17 protein-coding genes are annotated in these 19,025 nt (G+C 40.8%); 10 read left to right on the top strand and 7 right to left on the bottom strand.

Annotation, left to right across the window (positions count from 1 at the left end; translation table 11 throughout):
- The 5 genes from yfaE to ubiG all read right to left on the bottom strand — a co-directional run bounded on the left by yfaE (position 1) and on the right by ubiG (position 5,562).
- Positions 1–273 (bottom strand): class I ribonucleotide reductase maintenance protein YfaE, encoded by a 273-nt coding sequence (gene yfaE / locus OIZ54_RS02220; RefSeq protein WP_004587862.1) that lies wholly within the window; start codon positions 271–273, stop codon positions 1–3.
- A complete protein-coding gene (gene nrdB / locus OIZ54_RS02215; RefSeq protein WP_004587863.1) occupies positions 273–1,403 on the bottom strand; it encodes a class Ia ribonucleoside-diphosphate reductase subunit beta in 1,131 nt (376 codons plus the stop codon). The genes yfaE and nrdB overlap by 1 nt, the downstream gene beginning before the upstream one ends.
- A 73-nt stretch (positions 1,404–1,476) precedes the next feature.
- Positions 1,477–3,759 carry a class 1a ribonucleoside-diphosphate reductase subunit alpha gene (nrdA, locus tag OIZ54_RS02210; protein WP_024034091.1) on the bottom strand — a complete coding sequence of 761 codons (2,283 nt, stop codon included), beginning with the start codon at positions 3,757–3,759 and terminating at the stop codon, positions 1,477–1,479.
- 412 nt (positions 3,760–4,171) lie between these two features.
- Positions 4,172–4,852 (bottom strand): HAD family hydrolase, encoded by a 681-nt coding sequence (locus OIZ54_RS02205; RefSeq protein WP_264389581.1) that lies wholly within the window; start codon positions 4,850–4,852, stop codon positions 4,172–4,174.
- On the bottom strand, positions 4,852–5,562 hold the full coding sequence (ubiG, locus tag OIZ54_RS02200; protein ID WP_004587866.1) for a bifunctional 2-polyprenyl-6-hydroxyphenol methylase/3-demethylubiquinol 3-O-methyltransferase UbiG: 711 nt from the start codon (positions 5,560–5,562) through the stop codon (positions 4,852–4,854). Before ubiG ends, OIZ54_RS02205 begins: the two co-directional genes overlap by 1 nt.
- A gap of 178 nt (positions 5,563–5,740) precedes the next feature.
- On the opposite strand from ubiG, the gene gyrA reads away from it, so the two are divergent.
- The 10 genes from gyrA to OIZ54_RS02150 all read left to right on the top strand — a co-directional run bounded on the left by gyrA (position 5,741) and on the right by OIZ54_RS02150 (position 16,503).
- A complete protein-coding gene (gene gyrA, locus OIZ54_RS02195; protein WP_024034094.1) occupies positions 5,741–8,440 on the top strand; it encodes a DNA topoisomerase (ATP-hydrolyzing) subunit A in 2,700 nt (899 codons plus the stop codon).
- A 110-nt stretch (positions 8,441–8,550) separates the two neighbouring features.
- Entirely contained in the window at positions 8,551–9,633 is a 1,083-nt protein-coding gene (gene serC / locus OIZ54_RS02190) for a 3-phosphoserine/phosphohydroxythreonine transaminase (RefSeq protein WP_024034095.1), read from the top strand.
- Positions 9,633–10,910 carry a 3-phosphoshikimate 1-carboxyvinyltransferase gene (aroA, locus tag OIZ54_RS02185; RefSeq protein WP_248442460.1) on the top strand — a complete coding sequence of 426 codons (1,278 nt, stop codon included), beginning with the start codon at positions 9,633–9,635 and terminating at the stop codon, positions 10,908–10,910. The genes serC and aroA overlap by 1 nt, the downstream gene beginning before the upstream one ends.
- 107 nt (positions 10,911–11,017) lie before the next feature.
- The gene (cmk, locus tag OIZ54_RS02180; RefSeq protein ID WP_004587870.1) at positions 11,018–11,728 is read left to right on the top strand and encodes a (d)CMP kinase; all 711 of its coding nucleotides are present in this window, start codon (positions 11,018–11,020) and stop codon (positions 11,726–11,728) included.
- A gap of 95 nt (positions 11,729–11,823) precedes the next feature.
- Positions 11,824–13,491 carry a 30S ribosomal protein S1 gene (rpsA, locus tag OIZ54_RS02175; RefSeq protein WP_004587871.1) on the top strand — a complete coding sequence of 556 codons (1,668 nt, stop codon included), beginning with the start codon at positions 11,824–11,826 and terminating at the stop codon, positions 13,489–13,491.
- Between the two features lie 65 nt (positions 13,492–13,556).
- On the top strand, positions 13,557–13,844 hold the full coding sequence (gene ihfB / locus OIZ54_RS02170; protein WP_004587872.1) for an integration host factor subunit beta: 288 nt from the start codon (positions 13,557–13,559) through the stop codon (positions 13,842–13,844).
- A gap of 21 nt (positions 13,845–13,865) precedes the next feature.
- On the top strand, positions 13,866–14,147 hold the full coding sequence (locus OIZ54_RS02165) for a lipopolysaccharide assembly protein LapA domain-containing protein (protein ID WP_004587873.1): 282 nt from the start codon (positions 13,866–13,868) through the stop codon (positions 14,145–14,147).
- A gap of 2 nt (positions 14,148–14,149) precedes the next feature.
- On the top strand, positions 14,150–15,286 hold the full coding sequence (gene lapB / locus OIZ54_RS02160) for a lipopolysaccharide assembly protein LapB (RefSeq protein WP_264389580.1): 1,137 nt from the start codon (positions 14,150–14,152) through the stop codon (positions 15,284–15,286).
- A 46-nt stretch (positions 15,287–15,332) separates the two neighbouring features.
- A complete protein-coding gene (gene pyrF / locus OIZ54_RS02155; protein ID WP_024034097.1) occupies positions 15,333–16,037 on the top strand; it encodes an orotidine-5'-phosphate decarboxylase in 705 nt (234 codons plus the stop codon).
- Between the two features lie 91 nt (positions 16,038–16,128).
- The gene (locus OIZ54_RS02150; RefSeq protein WP_004587876.1) at positions 16,129–16,503 is read left to right on the top strand and encodes a hypothetical protein; all 375 of its coding nucleotides are present in this window, start codon (positions 16,129–16,131) and stop codon (positions 16,501–16,503) included.
- Positions 16,504–16,753: 250 nt separating this feature from the next.
- Here OIZ54_RS02150 and OIZ54_RS02145 read toward each other — a convergent pair whose 3' ends face one another.
- Positions 16,754–17,584 (bottom strand): S1 RNA-binding domain-containing protein, encoded by an 831-nt coding sequence (locus tag OIZ54_RS02145; RefSeq protein ID WP_054982457.1) that lies wholly within the window; start codon positions 17,582–17,584, stop codon positions 16,754–16,756.
- Positions 17,585–17,586: 2 nt separating this feature from the next.
- Positions 17,587–18,912: a DEAD/DEAH box helicase gene (locus OIZ54_RS02140; protein WP_029774003.1), complete on the bottom strand. Its 1,326-nt coding sequence runs from the start codon at positions 18,910–18,912 to the stop codon at positions 17,587–17,589.
- Positions 18,913–19,025: the final 113 nt, after the last annotated feature.

Below are 19,025 nucleotides of genomic sequence, written 5' to 3'. Positions count from 1 at the left end.
TTATTTTAAATTAATACTTATATTACCGTTTGGCTTACAGCAGCACAGCAGTATTTCCCCCTCGCGTACAAACGCTAAAGGCTCTTCGTTATAGTGCACTTGGCCTGAGACTAACGTGGCTCTGCACGCGCCACAATAGCCTTCGCGGCATTGATACGCTACGTCTATTTTTTGGTTTTCTAAGCAATGTAAAACAGAAGGGCAGCCAGTGCTAAATTCTATACACTGGCTGTTATCTGCAAGCGTTATACTTGCAGTGGGTTTGTCACTCATTATAAATCAAAGTCACCAAATTCTGAGGCATCTACTTGTGAGTCAATTTGACCTACAAGGTATGAGCTAATTTCTGCTTCTTGCGGTGCAACTTGCACGTTGTCAGACACAAGCCATGAGTTGATCCATGGAATTGGGTTACTGTTGTTTTCAAACTGCGCAGGCAGGCCAATGGCGGTCATACGTGCGTTGGTGATGTACTCAACATACTGACATAAAATGTGTTTGTTTAAACCAATCATAGAGCCATCTTTGAATAAGTACTCTGCCCATTCTTTTTCTTGCTCTGCGGCTTCAACAAACATTTTAATGGCTTCTTCACGGCACTGCGCGGCAACAATCGCCATTTCAGGGTCGTCTTTACCATCTTGCATAATGTTTAAAATATGCTGCGTACCCGACAGGTGAAGCGCTTCATCACGTGCGATTAGCTTGATGATTTTAGCGTTACCTTCCATTAATTCACGCTCAGCAAAGGCAAACGAACACGCAAAGCTGACATAAAAACGAATGGCTTCAAGAATATTTACCGACATCATGGCAAGGTAAAGTTTCTTTTTAAGATCAAATAAGCTAATCACAACGGTTTGACCGTTAATTTCGTGCTTGCCTTCGCCATACAAGTTATAGAGCGACACGCCATTGATTAAATCATCGTAGTAAGTGGTTACCGCATCAGCACGTTCGCTAATTTTTTCGTTACTTACTATGTCGTCAAAAATAAGTTCTGGTGACTGTGTAACGTTACGAATAATGTGGGTGTAAGAGCGACTGTGAATAGTTTCACTAAATGCCCATGTTTCTATCCATGTTTCTAGCTCAGGAATAGACACAATAGGAAGTAGGGCAACGTTTGGCGAGCGGCCTTGTACACTATCAAGCAGCGTTTGATATTTTAAGTTACTTAAAAATATGTGCTTTTCGTGCTCTGGTAATGCTTGAAAGTCTAAACGGTCTTTACTTACGTCTACTTCTTCTGGACGCCAAAAAAACGAAAGTTGCTTTTCAATCAATTTTTCAAAAATAGGGTATTTTTGTTGATCGTAACGCGAAACGTTAACGGTTTGGCCAAAAAACATTGGCTCTTGCATTTGATCATTATGGTTACGACTAAAAGTAGTATAAGACATGTCTATCACTCAAAAAACTATCACTAAAACTATCAGGACAAAGCGGGCAAAGAGCCCGCTTTAAGTTTAACTATTAAATTTTACACGCGCCGCCTGCACAATCATCATCTTCCACTTCTGGAGTGTCGTCTTGAGCATCTGATGCGCCATCGCGGGTGTTATGGTAGTAAAGTGTTTTAACACCAAGCTTGTATGCACCTAGTAAGTCTTTTAATAAGACTTTCATAGGTACTTTACCGCCTTCGTATTTGTTTGGATCATAATTAGTATTGGCCGAAATAGTTTGGTCAATAAACTTTTGCATTATGCCCACTAACTGTAAGTAACCATCGTTTGATGGAATATCCCACAGTAGCTCGTAGTTATCTTTTAAGCGTTCGTACTCAGGAACTACTTGTTTTAAAATACCGTCTTTACTTGCTTTAACGCTAATGTGACCACGTGGTGGCTCAATACCGTTAGTTGCGTTAGAGATTTGCGACGATGTTTCTGAAGGCATTAATGCGCTAAGTGTTGAGTTACGCATGCCGTGCTCTTTAATGCTGGCACGTAACGAATCCCAATCTAAGTGCAGTGGCTCATCACAAATTTTATCTAAGTCACGTTTGTACGTATCAGTTGGCATAATACCTTGAGAGTACGTTGTTTCGTTAAACTTAGGACACGCGCCACGCTCTTTAGCAAGCTCGTTTGATGCCTTCATTAGGTAGTATTGAATTGCTTCAAACGTTTTGTGAGTCAATGCATTAGCACTGCCATCTGAGTAACGCTTACCATTTTTAGCAAGGTAGTAAGCGTAGTTAATTACGCCTATTCCTAACGTACGACGGCCCATAGTGGCATTACGTGCAGCCGGTACTGGGTAGTCTTGGAAATCAAGTAGGTTATCAAGTGCACGTACTGCAAGCTCTGCAAGCTCTTCAAGTTCATCAAGTGACTCAATAGCGCCTAGGTTAAATGCAGATAGCGTACAAAGTGCAATTTCGCCTTCTTCATCGTTTACGTTATTTAACGGCTTAGTTGGCAATGCAATTTCTAAACATAAGTTAGATTGGCGAATTGGCGCAACTTTAGAAATAAACGGGCTGTGCGTATTACAGTGATCCACGTTTTGTAAATAAATACGACCTGTGCTGGCACGCTCTTGTGCGAACATTGAGAAAAGCTCAATCGCTTTAATACGCTTTTTACGAATAGACTCGTCTTGCTCGTATTTTACGTATAACGCATCAAACTCGTCTTGGTCTTCAAAGAATGCATCGTAAAGGCCAGGCACATCTGATGGGCTAAATAACGTAATGTAGTCGTCTTTAATTAAACGAGAATACATTAGTTTATTAAACTGTACGCCGTAATCTAAATGACGAACACGGTTATCATCAACACCACGGTTATTTTTAAGTACCAGTAGGTTTTCTACTTCTAAATGCCAAAGCGGGTAGAATAACGTTGCAGCACCGCCACGTACACCACCTTGCGAGCAGCTTTTAACCGCTGTTTGAAAGTGCTTATAAAAAGGAATACAACCTGTGTGGTACGCCTCGCCGTTACGGATATGGCTACCTAATGCACGAATACGACCGGCGTTAATACCAATACCTGCACGTTGTGAAACGTACTTAACAATGGCAGATGATGTGGCATTAATTGAATCAAGGCTGTCGCCACATTCAATAAGTACACACGAGCTAAACTGGCGCGTAGGTGTACGCACACCCGACATAATTGGCGTAGGTAAAGAGATTTTAAACGTTGATACTGCATCGTAAAAACGTTTGATGTAGTCAATACGCGTTTCGCGCGGGTAGTCAGAGAATAAACTCGCAGCCACTAAGATATATAAAAACTGGGCGCTTTCGTAAATCTCACCCGTTACGCGGTTTTGTACCAGGTATTTACCTTCAAGCTGCTTTACTGCTGCGTAGCTAAAGTTAAGATCGCGCGAATGATCAAGATAAGCATCTAGCTCATCAAGCTCTTGCTCTGTGTAATCAACGAGTAAGTGAGCGTCGTAGCGTTTGTCTTCAACCATTTTTGTAACATGGTCAAATAAACGTGGAGGCTCAAACTGGCCATACGCTTTTTTACGTAAGTGGAATACAGCTAAGCGGGCAGCTAAGTACTGGTAGTCAGGCGACTCTTTTGAAATTTGATCGGCTGCTGCTTTAATGATGGTTTCGTGAATGTCTTTTGTACGAATACCGTCGTAAAATTGAATGTGTGACTTTAATTCAACCTGTGAAACCGATACGTTGTTTAAACCTTCGGCGGCCCATTCAATAACGCGATGGATCTTATCAAGATCTAAAGGCTCTTTACGCCCGTCACGCTTGCTTACAGATAACTGTTGGTTCATAGCTTTGCCTGTATTCCTTGGGAATTGTGTATTTTGACCAATGCTTTATACCTCGCTAAAGCAAGGTACGTATTCATTTATTATAAGTTTCACCGTATTGGCGAATTTAATTGAATAACATTTGGCCACAATATCTGGTGTTGTTCAATTTAGAGATCACAAGATAGTGTGGTCTGAGCTGATTTGCAAGGGACATAATTGCCCCTATTTGTGGATAACTTTGGGATAACGTATTTGTGTTAGTAGTCACTCACCTTCGAACAATCATTTAAGTTGAAATAGCTAAAAATCAACTAATGATCTGCTAAATTTACGCATTTTGAAAATAAATTTCGACTGCTTTTTTTATCATCAAGCTTTGCATAAAAACTAACACAATCACAATATATAGTGTTTAAAAATTTACATGGCACTATATATGGTTAAAGGCATCAATGGGGCTGTGCCAGTTAAAATCGGCTTCCCAGCCCTTGGCCTCATCAATACTTGGTATATAGCCCCAAAGCGCTGTTGCTGTGTGCATACCTGCGGCTTTACCTGCTTCTATATCACGTTGAGCATCACCTATGTATAAACAACGCTTAGGATCTACGTTCATCAGTTTTGTACAGTGTAGTAAGGGTAAAGGTGATGGTTTAGCCTCGGTGAGGGTATCGCCACTGATCACAACGTGTGCATTTTTTAAAGCGGGTATAGCAGCCACTAATGGATCGGTTAAAAACCCGGGTTTATTAGTCATTATTCCCCATTTTATACCTTGGTTCTCAAGGGCTATGAGTAATGATTCTATACCTTCAAAGCAGCGGGTGTGTGTCGCTAGGTTTTGGCTGTAGTGGCTGACTAATTGTTTTATTCGTTCAGTTTGTGGTTGCGATGCCCATTGCGCTTTAAAGCCAAGTTCAAGTAGTGCGCCGGCGCCATTAGACGCTACTTTTCTATACGCTTCAGGCGTAACTTGCGCAACACCTTCACTTTTAAGTACAGCATTTAAAGCAGCACCTAAATCGTTTGCTGTATCAAGCAAGGTGCCATCTAAATCAAATAAGAAAGCGTCGTACTCAAAAGGAGTTAAGGGGGTATGAGAGCTAGCCATTATGCTAACTTCTCAAAATGAAGAATGTAATTAACACTCACATCTGTATTTAATGAATACTGCTTAGAAAGCGGGTTGTAACCCAGGCCAGCACTGGCACGTACTTTTAAACCGGCTTGTTCAGCCCATGCAATAAGTTGTGCAGGTTTGATAAATTTGTTGTGATCGTGTGTGCCCTCAGGCACCATTTTTAACAGCTTTTCAGCACCTACAATAGCAAACAAATAAGCTTTAGGTGTTTTATTTAGGGTTGAGAAAAACACATCAGCCCCTGGCTTGGCAAGCTCTGCGACTGCATGAATAATAGAAGCAGGATCAGGTACGTGCTCTAGCATTTCCATACAGGTTATTACATCAAAGCGAGCAGGGTGCTGGGTTGCAAATTCTTCTGCAGGTACTTTTATATAGTCAACATTTACACCGGTTTCTAGGCTATGAAGCTTTGCTACGGTGAGTGGCTCTTGCCCCATGTCTATACCGGTTACGTGTGCGCCCATGCGTGCCATGCTTTCGCTAAGAATGCCGCCACCACAGCCTACATCGAGTGTTTCTTTATCAAATAAGCCTTGGGTTTTGTTAGCCACAAAGTCTAATCGTAATGGGTTAATTTCGTGAAGAGGTTTAAACTCTCCGTCTTGGTCCCACCATCGCTCTGCAATGGCTTCAAATTTTGCTATTTCTGCGTTATCTACATTTTGATGTTCGGTCATAAAATACTTCCTCGTCAATCTGAGGCCATTATATAGGGCTAAATTGATAAATCGCAAAGTTTTGCGCCTGTAAATTTAAATTAATTGTGATAGCATGGTCGCTTAGAAATAATAACAAATACTCTTGGCGCCTAATACCGGGTTGCTAAGAGCTGATACTGAAGGAATGTGATATCAAATGACTGATCTCGCCAATGAAATTCTGCCAGTCAATATTGAAGACGAGTTAAAAAACTCCTACCTTGATTACGCAATGAGCGTAATTGTAGGACGTGCATTACCAGACGTACGTGATGGTTTAAAACCTGTTCACCGCCGCGTTTTGTTTGCAATGAACGAGCTTAGTAATGACTGGAATAAGCCTTACAAAAAATCGGCCCGTGTGGTCGGTGACGTAATCGGTAAATACCACCCACACGGCGACAGTGCAGTTTATGACACCATCGTGCGTATGGCACAGCCATTCTCACTACGTTATATGCTTGTAGATGGCCAAGGTAACTTCGGTTCGGTTGATGGTGATTCAGCAGCGGCAATGCGTTATACAGAAGTACGTATGGCAAAAATGTCGCATGAGTTATTAGCCGATCTTGAAAAAGAAACGGTTGATTTCGTTCCTAACTACGACGGTACCGAACAAATTCCTGACGTTTTACCAACCAAAGTGCCTAACTTACTTGTTAACGGTTCATCGGGTATTGCGGTAGGTATGGCAACAAACATTCCACCTCATAACTTAACTGAAGTGGTTAATGGTTGTTTAGCGCTTATTCAAAACCCTGATTTAACGATTCATGAATTAATGGATTACATTCCGGGTCCTGATTTCCCAACGGCTGCCATTATCAATGGTAAAAAAGGCATTGAAGATGCTTATTTAACCGGCCGTGGTAAAGTGTACATGCGTGCACGCGCCGACATCGAAACCGATGAAAAAACAGGCCGCGAAACCATTATCGTGCACGAAATTCCTTATCAGGTTAACAAAGCACGCTTAATTGAAAAAATTGCTGAGCTTGTTAAAGATAAAAAAATTGAAGGCATTAGCGCACTACGTGATGAATCAGATAAAGACGGTATGCGTATCGTTATTGAGATCAAACGTGGTGATGTAGGTGAAGTTATCCTCAACAACTTATATTCACAAACTCAGTTACAAACTGTGTTTGGTATGAATATGGTTGCATTAATTAACAACCAACCTAAGTGTTTCAACTTAAAAGAAATGCTTGAAGAGTTTGTTATTCACCGCCGTGAAGTGGTTACACGCCGTACCGTATTTGATTTACGTAAAGCGCGCGACCGTGCTCATACCCTTGAAGGTTTAGCAATTGCGCTTGCCAACATCGACCCAATTATTGAGTTAATTCGTAAATCGCCAACCCCAGCTGAGGCTAAAGTAGCCTTAACAGCTCGCCCATGGGATTTAGGTAACGTACAAGCTATGCTCGAAAAAGCAGGCGAAGACAACGTAGCACGCCCAGATTGGCTGGCAAGTGAGCTGGGTATTCGCGATGGTCAGTACTATATTTCTGAGCAGCAAGCACAAGCAATTCTTGATTTACGTTTACACAAACTAACTGGTCTTGAGCATGAAAAAATCTTAGCAGAGTACCAATCGCTGTTAGATTTAATTGCTGAGCTACTACACATTTTAGGTAGCCCTGAGCGTTTAATGGAAGTTATTCGTGATGAGTTAGTAGAAATTAAAGAGCAATATGGTGATGAGCGTCGTACAGAAATTAACGCTGCAGCGCACGATATCAGCCTTGAAGATTTAATTAACGAAGAAGATGTTGTTGTGACCCTATCGCACGAAGGTTACGTTAAGTATCAGGCATTGTCTGATTACGAAGCGCAGCGCCGTGGTGGTAAAGGTAAGTCAGCAACGAAGATGAAAGATGAAGATTTCATTGAGCGTCTTTTAGTGGCTAATACCCACGATACCATTTTATGTTTCTCTACTGCGGGTCGTTTGTATTGGCTTAAAGTATACCAGTTACCACTGGCTAGTCGCGCCGCTCGCGGTAAGCCAATTGTTAACTTACTGCCACTTGAAGATGATGAACGCATCACTGCTATCTTACCTGTACGCGAGTACGAAGAAGATAAATACATTTTCATGGCAACTGCATTTGGTACTGTGAAGAAAACACCACTAACGGCATACAGCCGTCAACGTGCAAGCGGTATTATTGCGGTAAACCTTAACGAAGGCGATAGCCTAATTGGGGTTGATATTACCGACGGTAGCAACGAAATTATGTTGTTTACTGATGCAGGTAAAGTGGTACGCTTTAAAGAAGCGGAAGAGTCTGCTGTTGTTGATGAAAACGGCAACCCGGTACTTGACGAAGAAGGCAACCCTGAAATTCGTTTCAAAGGTGTTCGCCCTATGGGTCGTACTGCTACCGGTGTTCGTGGTATTAAAATGGCCGACGACCAACGCGTAGTGTCGTTAATTGTGCCTAAGTCTGATGGTGCTATTTTAACTGTGACTGAAAACGGTTACGGTAAACGTACTCAACTTGAAGATTACCCATCTAAGAGCCGTGCAACACAAGGTGTTGTATCTATTAAGGTGAGTGAGCGTAATGGCGCAGTAGTTGGCGCTGTACAAGTTGACGACAACGACGAAATAATGATTATTTCAAACCGTGGTACGCTAGTACGTACCCGCGTTAATGAAGTATCGACGGTTGGACGTAACACCCAAGGTGTTATTTTGATCAGAACTATTGACGAAGAGCAAGTAGTTGGTTTACAACGTATCGAAGAGATTGAAGTTACAGACAGTGACTTAGTTGATATTGAAGACGTTGAAACGGTTGATACAGTAAATGAAGAAGCAACGGATGATAATCCACCTTCTGAATAACTGAAATTGAAAAAGCGGCTAAGGCCGCTTTTTTTAATCATGTTGAAAAAAATTAATAATCCTTTTTTGTTTATCAAAAGAGTTTAAATTACTGGAATGAGGCAAAGGTAATGAGTAAATATAATTTTTGTGCGGGGCCAGCTATGCTTCCACAAGCTGTTATGCAAAAAGCACAAAAAGAATTTTTAGACTGGCAAGACTTAGGCGTATCTGTGATGGAAATTAGCCATCGTAGTAAAGATTTTTTAGCGCTTACTGCAAAATGCGAAGCCAGCCTTCGTCGTTTAATGAACATTAGCGATGAATTTGAAGTGTTATTTATGCACGGTGGTGGCCGCGGTCAATTTAGCGCTGTGCCATTAAATTTACATCAAAATGGTAAAACGGCGGTTTACTGCGAGAACGGCGTTTGGTCTAAAAGTGCCACTGATGAAGCTAATAAATTTACTCAAACCCACTCAATCAACGTTAGAAATGACGCAAACGGGCTGTTTTCTATAAAAGAAGTGGCGCAGTGGGAGTTACCTGCAGATGCATCTTACATTCACTACTGCCCAAATGAAACAGTAGACGGCTTAGAGATTTTTGATGTGCCGAGCCACCCAACGGCACCTATTATTGCTGATATGTCATCGACTATTTTGTCGCGTGAAATTGACGTAAATAAATTTGATTTAATTTATGCCGGTGCACAAAAAAATATAGGTCCATCAGGTATAGCTATTGTTATTGTGCGCAAAACATTACTTGAGCGTGAAGGTTTAGCTAAACCTGGCATTTTAGATTACGCACTTGAAGCAAAACAAGGCAGCATGTTTAATACACCGCCTACTTTTGCATGGTATTTAGCGGCCGAAGTATTTGAATGGCTAGAGCAAAACGGTGGCGTTAAGGCAATGGAAGCACAAAATATTGCTAAAGCTAAGCTGCTTTATGACTTTATTGATGAATCGCCTTTTTATACTAATAAAGTAGCCACGCATTGTCGTTCGCGTATGAATGTACCGTTTTGGTTAAACGATGAAAGCTTAAACGAAAAGTTTGTAACGCAATCTAAAGAAGCCGGCTTACTTGCCCTAGAAGGACACAGAATTGTAGGCGGTATGCGCGCAAGTATTTATAACGCAATGCCACTTGCAGGTGTGCAAGCCTTGGTTGACTTTATGGCGGCATTTGCACAGGAGCACAGCTAATGGAACAACTTCGTTTAGAGCCTATTTCTCGTGTAAATGGCAGTGTTACCTTACCAGGGTCTAAAAGCCTATCAAACCGTATTTTATTATTAGCAGCGCTGGCTCAAGGGACTACCGTTGTTGAAAACCTGCTAGATAGCGATGATATTCGCCATATGTTGGGTGCATTAAAACTACTAGGTGTTAACGTAACGCTTAATGATGATCGCACTGTGGCAACCGTAGAAGGGGTTGGCGGTGTATTTAAAACCCCAAGTGACCCTTTATTTTTAGGCAATGCAGGTACTGCTTATCGTCCTTTAACCGCGGTACTCGCTGCTGTAGCTGGGGAATATGAGCTTATAGGTGAGCCGCGCATGGAAGAGCGCCCAATAGGGCACTTGGTCGATGCGCTACAAGCACTTGGCGGCGATATTACCTACACAAAACATAAAGACTACCCACCGCTAAAAATAATTGGTGGGCAAATTAAAGGCGGTACTGTTGAAATTGATGGCAGTATTTCTAGCCAGTTTTTAACAGCATTGCTAATGGCTGCCCCTTTATTTAGTGGTGATACGCAAATTACCATTAAGGGTACTTTGGTATCTAAGCCTTACATTGATATTACGTTAGATGTAATGGCGCGTTTTGGGGTGACAGTTGAGCACAGCGACTATACAACATTTAAAGTTAAAGGCGGCCAACAATACCAATCACTAGAGCGTATTATGGTGGAGGGTGATGCATCATCAGCGTCTTACTTTGTTGCGGCAGCGGCTATTGCCGGTGGCGAAATTGAAATTAAAGGCGTGGGCGCTAAATCAGTTCAAGGTGATATTGGTTTTGCTAAAGTGATGGAACAAGTTGGCGCTGAAATAAAATGGTATGACGAGCGTTTAGTTGTTCGCAAAGGTGAATTAAAAGGTGTAGATATTGACGCTAACGCTATCCCTGATGCGGCAATGACACTTGCTACGGTTGCTTTATTTGCTAAAGGTCCTACGGCTATTCGCAATATTTATAACTGGCGTGTAAAAGAAACCGACCGTTTATATGCTATGGCAACTGAACTTCGTAAAGTGGGTGCCGAGGTTGTAGAGGGTGAAGATTTTATCGAAATTACACCACCGAGTGCATTCAATGATGTGGCTATAGATACGTATGACGATCACCGCATAGCGATGTGTTTTGCAATGGTTGCCGTAGGCGGAAAGCCTATTACAATCAACGATCCTAAGTGTACATATAAAACTTTTCCAACCTTTTTCAAGGTTTTAGCATCAGTGAGTGAGTAGGCTTTTTATAAATAATTATAAAAAGTTACACACTAAAGCGGATCTATTTGCAGAAGTGACGTATAATATCGCGGTTTTATTTAGGTGTGCATTGCAGGAGGTTTTAAATGCAGGCGTTATTAATGCCCGTAATCACCGTTGATGGCCCAAGTGGTTCAGGTAAAGGAACTGTTTGTCGCTTGTTAGCCGACAAATTGGGGTGGGATGTATTGGATAGCGGCGCAATTTACCGTGTATTATCCCTTGCCGCACTTCATCACCAAATAGCATTAGACAACGAAGAAGCGCTTGTTCCGCTTGCTGCAAACTTAGATGTGCAGTTTTTGGTTGATAGCCAAACTAATGCTGGAAAAGTTATTTTAGAAGGCGAAGATGTAACCTCGACAATTCGTAATGAAGAGGTTGGGGCAGCTGCTTCAAAAGTGGCTGCATTACCGCGTGTACGTGAAGCGTTACTTCGACGCCAGCGTGCGTTTAAAACCGAACGGGGCTTAATTGCTGATGGCCGAGATATGGGCACCGTGGTTTTTCAAGACGCACCATTAAAAATATATTTAACCGCTAGTGCACAAGAACGCGCGCGCAGACGTTATGTTGAGTTGAATGAGCGCGGCCTTGATGTTACACTAAGTGGTCTATTACAGGACATTCAAGCTCGTGATGAGCGCGATATGAATCGCACCGTTGCGCCGCTTGTTCCTGCTGATGATGCAATTGAAATAGACACAAGCGAGCTTAACGCTCAGCAAGTGTTTGATAAAGTTATAACTTTAGTCGATATTGCTATCTCACAAGGCAAGCTTCCTAAACGAAGCTAAACACATTTTATGCACCAGCAGGACGCCAGTGCTATTTTAACAACCCCATGCAGCATGGTTGCTTATTGGTATTAATATATGAGACGTATATTCGTATGTCAGAAAATTTTGCGCAGTTATTTGAAGAAAGCTTAAAGGGTTTTGAAGCAGAGCAAGGCTCTATTGTTAAAGGTACAGTAATCTCAATCGAGAATAACATTGTACTTGTAGATGCTGGTCTTAAATCAGAAAGTGCTATCCCTGCAGAGCAGTTCAAAAATGCTGCTGGTGAACTAGAAGTTGCTGTAGGCGACGAAGTAGATGTTGCACTAGATGCAATCGAAGACGGTTTCGGTGAAACTATCCTTTCTCGTGAGAAAGCGAAGCGTCACGAAGCGTGGATCCGTCTTGAGAAAGCATGTGAAGAGCAAGAGACTGTTACTGGTGTTATCAACGGTAAAGTTAAAGGTGGTTTCACAGTTGAAGTTGATTCAATCCGTGCTTTCCTACCTGGTTCACTTGTTGATGTTCGTCCAGTACGTGACACAACTCACCTTGAAGGCAAAGAGCTTGAATTTAAAGTAATCAAGCTTGACCAAAAACGTAACAACGTTGTTGTTTCACGTCGTGCAGTTATCGAATCTGAAAACTCACAAGAACGTGAAGAGCTTCTTGCTAACCTTGTTGAAGGTCAAGAAGTTAAAGGTATCGTTAAGAACCTTACTGACTACGGTGCATTCGTTGACCTTGGTGGTGTTGATGGTCTACTACACATCACTGATATGGCGTGGAAGCGTGTTAAGCACCCTTCAGAAATCGTTAATGTTGGCGACGAAATCGCAGTTAAAGTTCTTAAATTCGACAAAGATAAAACTCGTGTATCTCTAGGCCTTAAACAGCTTGGCGAAGATCCATGGGCAGCTATCGCTGGTCGTTACCCAGAAGGTTCTAAGCTTTCTGGTCGTGTAACTAACCTTACTGATTACGGTTGCTTCGTAGAAATTGAAGAAGGCGTTGAAGGTCTAGTTCACGTTTCTGAAATGGATTGGACTAACAAGAACATCCACCCTTCAAAAGTTGTTTCACTAGGTGACACTGTTGAAGTTATGGTTCTTGAAATCGACGAAGAACGTCGTCGTATTTCTCTTGGTCTTAAGCAATGTATTGCTAATCCTTGGCAGGAATTTGCTCGTCTACAAAACAAAGGCGACCAAGTTACTGGTAAGATCAAATCAATCACTGACTTCGGTATCTTTATCGGTCTTGACGGTGGTATTGATGGTCTTGTACACCTTTCAGACATTTCTTGGAACACGCCTGGCGAAGAAGCTGTACGTGAATTCAAGAAAGGCGACGAAATCACTGCTATCGTATTGCAAGTTGACCCAGAGCGTGAACGTATCTCTCTAGGTGTTAAGCAAATCGAAGCTGACCCGTTCAATAACTACCTTGATGCAAACAAAAAAGGTGCTATTGTTAAAGGTAAAGTGACTGAAGTTGATGCGAAAGGCGCAACTGTAGAGCTTATCGAAGGCGTTGAAGGTTACATCCGTGTAGCTGATATCGCTCAAGAGCGCGTTGAAGATGCAACGACTGTTGCTTCTGTAGGCGACGAAATCGAAGCTAAATACGTTGGCGTTGATCGTAAGAACCGCACTTTAAGCTTATCTGTTAAAGCTCTTTTCGAAGCAGAAGAGAAAGAAGTACTAGAGAAGCTTAAGAAAGAAGAGCCAGTGTTTGAAAACGCAATGGCAGCTGCTTTCGCAAATGCACAAAAAGACTAATTACTAATTAGTTTTTAATTGGAAGGGCAGTTTTGCCCTTCCACTATTCTCTTTAAGGAAACGCTATGACTAAGTCAGAACTGATAGAAACACTTGCCGAACAGCACGCACACGTTCCAGTGAAAGATGTTGAAAATGCAGTAAAAGAAATTCTTGAACAAATGGCCGGCTCATTATCTACTTCAGATCGTATTGAGATCAGAGGTTTTGGTAGTTTCTCTTTGCATTACCGCGCTCCTCGCACAGGTCGTAATCCTAAGACTGGCGATACAGTAGAGCTTGATGGTAAGCACGTACCTCATTTTAAACCAGGCAAAGAATTACGCGACCGCGTAAACGAGAGTATTGCCTAGTTAACCAGTTGGAGTAGTTACTTGTTTAAGGTATTAAAAATTATTCTGGTTGTACTATGCCTATTTTGCGCATTTTTATTGGGTTCTCAAAATCCACAATTAGTACAAATCAATTATATTATTGCCAGTAATACCTTGCCACTCGCTGTAATAATAAGTATCTGCTTTATACTGGGTGTAATAATAGGGTGTTTTATTAGCTTTAAATTGTTTTCTAAATTAAAGTGGCAAAATTACCGCTTAAAAAAACAATTAGCGCCAGAAAAAAATAATAGTAAGCTTATTGCTAATAAAGACACCTAATCATGATTGAGCTTTTGTTTTTACTACTGCCTGTTGCTGCCGGTTATGGCTGGATTATGGGCAAAAATAGTGCAAAAAACCAAGCTCATCAACTCAACCGCCAAATCACTTCAGAATACAGTAAAGGCTTAAAGTTTTTACTAGACAGAGAAGAAGATCAGGGCTTAGAGCACCTAATAAACCTATTAGAAGTGGCTGCTGACTCTGTTGACCACTACTCAACCCTTGCTACCATGTTTCGCCGAAGAGGTGAGCTTGACCGCGCAATAAAAATTCATGAACTCCTTTTAAAACACCCAAGCTTAAATGAACAACAAGCTGCCGCTAGCCGTTTAGAATTAGCTGAAGATTATATTATGGCCGGCTTATTAGACGGTGCAGAAGAGCATTTAGTGTGGCTTGTTAAAGCTTGGCATGAACAAGCACTTGACCCAATTATTACTTTATACTCGCAAACCCGAGAGTGGGAAAAGGGCATTAATATGTTCGAAGCCCATAGTGAGTTATTCGTTAAAGAGCAGCATTTTAAAGCAATTGCTAATTTTTACAGCGAAGCTGCCTTAAGCGAAAATAAACCACAATTAATGAACAAAGCCATTAGCTTAAATTACAAAGCGGTTCGCCCTTTATACGAATTAGGGTTATCGGCTTACACAAGTGAAGACTACGTAAAAGCAATTTACTATTGGCGTGAACTCGTTTGCCAATTTACGTTATTTGCGCCTTTGTTTATTGACCAGCTTGCACATAGTTATAAGCAGTTAAATTTAACACATCAGTTTCATGATTTATTATGTGACTTGCTCGATAAAGGCGGGGTGCTAATAAAAATAAAACATTGCCAAGCACTGTTAGAGCAAGGAAATACTAAACAGGCATTTGATTTTTTAACCGACAGCTTAAAACGTCAGCCTACAATTCGAGGTTTTAGCTTTTTACTACAGCTAATGGGTGATAAAAATCCAAATACCAAAGAAGTACTTGATGAAATTGATAAGCTAGTTACGTCGTATATAGCTACAAAACCAGACTTTCAATGCCAACATTGTGGTTTTACAAGCCACACTATTTATTGGAACTGCCCATCTTGTAAACATTGGGAAACCATTGTGCCAAGTAGAGGCCTAGACGGATTTTAATAACCCCCAACTATTTATAACTTTACTGCCATTCATTAGGATAGTTATGTCTTTAGAAGATACAAAAAAAGTTCTTATTGCCCTAGATTACGATTCACAAGACGCGGCTCTTAATTTTGTAAAAAAACTCTCACCAGATACGTGTCGCTTAAAAGTAGGCAAAGAAATGTTTACTTATTTTGGCCCTGCATTCGTTAAACAGTTAATCGATTTAGGCTTTGACGTATTTTTAGATTTAAAATTTCATGATATCCCTAATACAGTTGCAAAAGCGGTCACCGCAGCGGCTAATATGGGCGTTTGGATGGTAAACGTTCATGCATCAGGTGGTTTTGAAATGATGAATAAGGCAAAGCAGGCACTTGAAAAGTTTGGTGATAAAGCACCTTTATTAATTGCAGTGACAGTGCTAACCAGCATGGACGAAGCTGAACTAAAGCGTTTGGGTGTTGAAAAATCAGCGCAAGAACAAGTTATTCATTTAGCTAAATTAACAAAAGAAGCAGGGCTTGATGGCGTAGTATGTTCTGCCCAAGAAGCGAAAGCGCTAAAAGCACAATTAGGTAGCGAGTTTAAGCTAGTTACTCCAGGCATTCGCCCTGCTGGTAGTGATGTGGGTGACCAAAAACGCATTATGACACCTAAGCAAGCTATTGAAGCGGGTAGCGATTACTTAGTGATTGGGAGACCGATCACACAATCGTCAGATCCGGTACAAACTTTAACTGATGTTAATAAATCACTAGTTTAAGTTAACAAAAAGCAATTATTTAGTGCTAAACCCCTTTTATGAATACATTTTTATGCTACATTAGTACTAAGAATGCAGTAAGGGGTTTATTTTGAAGTTAATTTTTGGATCTATTTTAATTGTTGTTGCAGGTTTTTCAGTAAATAAATATGTTTTTTCTAGTAAAGCTTATGATGGAGTAGCGACGATTACTGACTTAGTCGCAAATTACCCTGTCGATTTATTTGAATTTAAGCAAACCATGCATGGCTACGCACACCACTTATGCTATAAAAATGAAGAGCGGTTAACGCGCCAAAACGTAACTACGTCAGATTGCATTTCAAATCACGACGACAAACAAAGTGAATGTGAAAATAAAGTATTTAGGTTGGCGCCACTAAGCTTAGAAACCAAAGCTGAGATACTTGATTATTCAAAGCAATATACAGAATGTACGTTACCGTATAAGCGTATTATGGGCTAATGCCTATTAGCAATTCCCTAATTATTTTTCAGGGGTAAACCTAGTGTTAGCTTTGTTTAAAAATTTCATTTACGCGAAGGTGAGGGCAGAGAATAGGGCAATATAAGTGCCATTAGCGATAATAGCTAAATAACGTTTTTTTATTCATCAAAACGTTTTATCATCTTTGAACAATCATTTAATTAGACTATTTAGAAAAAATTTAACTATAAGCGCCAACATAATGTTAGCGCTTATAAAAAGTGTACAATTATTTTAAGCGGATAGATTTGGCTTCTATGTCTATCAAGCCTTGCTTAAATAAACCACCAATGGCTTTTTTGTAGTTAGCTTTACTGGTTGAAAATACTTTTTTGATAAGCTCAGGATCAGATTTATCACCAATGGCTAGTATGCCGCCCTCGTTTTTAAGCTTTTCCATTATTTTATCGCCAAGTTCACTTACTTTACCCATGCCTGGCTTTTCAAGTATAACGTCGATTTTTCCGTCTTCACGTACTTTTTGAACAAACCCTTTAAGCTTTTGCCCTACAAATAAGTTTTTAAATACCATGTTGTAAAACACAACACCAAAGTGAGACTCTTCAATAAGCACTTTGTAGCCAATATCTGTTTTTCCAGCAACAATTAAATCAACTTCTTGAAGATGTGTGTACTCAGGCTCATCTTTTGATAAAAAGCGATTAAAGTTGCTTGATGCACAAATACGTTGGCTCGCATTATCTAAATATAAGCGAACTAAGTAAGAATGACCTTCTTGCATACGTGGTTTTTGCTCGTTAAATGGAGCTAAAACATCTTTCTCTAGTCCCCAATCTAAAAAAGCGCCAATGCTATTTATTTCTTTAACACGAAGCAGTGCGTATTCACCTACTTGGGCATGGGGTTTTTTTACTGTTGCTGTAGGTAAATTGGCGTTATCTAAAAAGATAAAAACGCTTATGCTATCGCCAGCTTCAAGTTCATCTTTAATTTCGTGTTTTGGTAAAAACACTTCCCCTAAATCGTGGCCATCAAGGTAAGCACCTTCATTGCTCACTTCTTTTACAAATAAGGTTTGTGTTGTTCCTAGGTAACTCATAATTATTCCTGCTCAGGCTTTTTTTTACGGCGCATTGGTGAATTGCCATCAATGTTCATCGGGGCTTTTATAGGTGCAGCTGGTTTTTTAGGTTTTGCCTTGCGTTTAACTTGCGGCTTTTTCACCTGTGCAACTTTTTTAGTTTTTACAGCAGCTGTTGCAGGCTTTTTCTCTTTTATACCTTTAAATTTAGCTTTAAGGCCATCCACGCTTGCAAAAACCAGCTCGTCGTTCAAAAACGACTTAATTGCTAAGTAGCTTGCCCAGTCTTTAGGGCCTACTAGCGATAATGCATTACCTTTAAATCCGGCGCGGCCTGTACGACCTATACGGTGTACATACTCTTCAGCGTGTTTTGGTAAATCAAAATTGATTACGTGCGTTACACTTAATAAGTCCAATCCTCGCGAAGCAACATCAGTGGTGATCAAAATTTTAAAGTTTTCGCGGCTAAACGAGTCCATGATCTCTAGGCGTTTGCTCTGTGTTAAATCGCCAGCTAAAGCCACCGATTTAAAACCTTTTGCATTTAATGCTTCACTTAAACGGCTGGTATCGGCACGGGTTGCTGTAAATATAATACATTGGCCAACATCATCTTGTTTTAAAAAGTGCTCAAGTAACGCTTCTTTATGATCAAGGTGATCGGCTAAATAGAGTGTTTGTTTAATATCACTGTGTTGCTCGTTAGCGGCGCTCAGTGTAATTTGTTTTGGCTTTTTTAATAAATTACGCGATAGGGCATCTACTTGAGCGTGATCTAGTGTCGCTGAAAACAACAATGTTTGGCGCAAGCGGTGATTAGCTTGCTCGTTAATCATTTTCAGCTGTTCAGTAAAACCTAAGTCTAAAATACGGTCAGCTTCATCAAAAATTAATAGCTCTAACCCGCTTAATTGTAATGAGCGTTTTGTGATGTGATCGGCCAAACGCCCAGGGGTTGCCACAACAAAGTGCGGGTCGTTACGAAGGGCTTTAATTTGATCGTTAAAGTTCTCGCCACCGAGTATTTTTACAGCTTTAATGTTTGTGCCCGCAATTAATAAACGCAATTGCGTAAATACTTGCGTTGCAAGCTCACGGGTTGGTGCAACGATGAGGACACGTGGATCGCGTTTACTGAGCGCTTTTTGTTTCATAACTCGCTGAACAGCAGGTAATAAAAACGCTAATGTTTTGCCCGACCCAGTTTTAGACTGAGCAAAAATGTCATGCCCTGCAAGTGCGGTAGGCACTGCATGTGCTTGAATATCTGTGGGCTGGGTGATCCCTTGATGTGCTAATTGTGTTTCAAGGCGAGTATCAATCCCAAGATCAGTAAAGTGCAAAGTCGTGTTCTCCAATGTGCAACTTAAATTAATGGCCGCATTATAGCTTACACAAGGGTTATGCCGACAGTAAAAACCATTCTAACGCGCTATTTTTTGCAATTAATTATAAA

The sequence above is a fragment of the Pseudoalteromonas sp. A3 genome (assembly GCF_025942345.1).
Taxonomy (GTDB): Bacteria; Pseudomonadota; Gammaproteobacteria; order Enterobacterales; family Alteromonadaceae; genus Pseudoalteromonas; species Pseudoalteromonas atlantica.
Note: the sequence above shows the minus strand (reverse complement) of the source record. Positions and strands in the feature narration are given on the sequence as shown.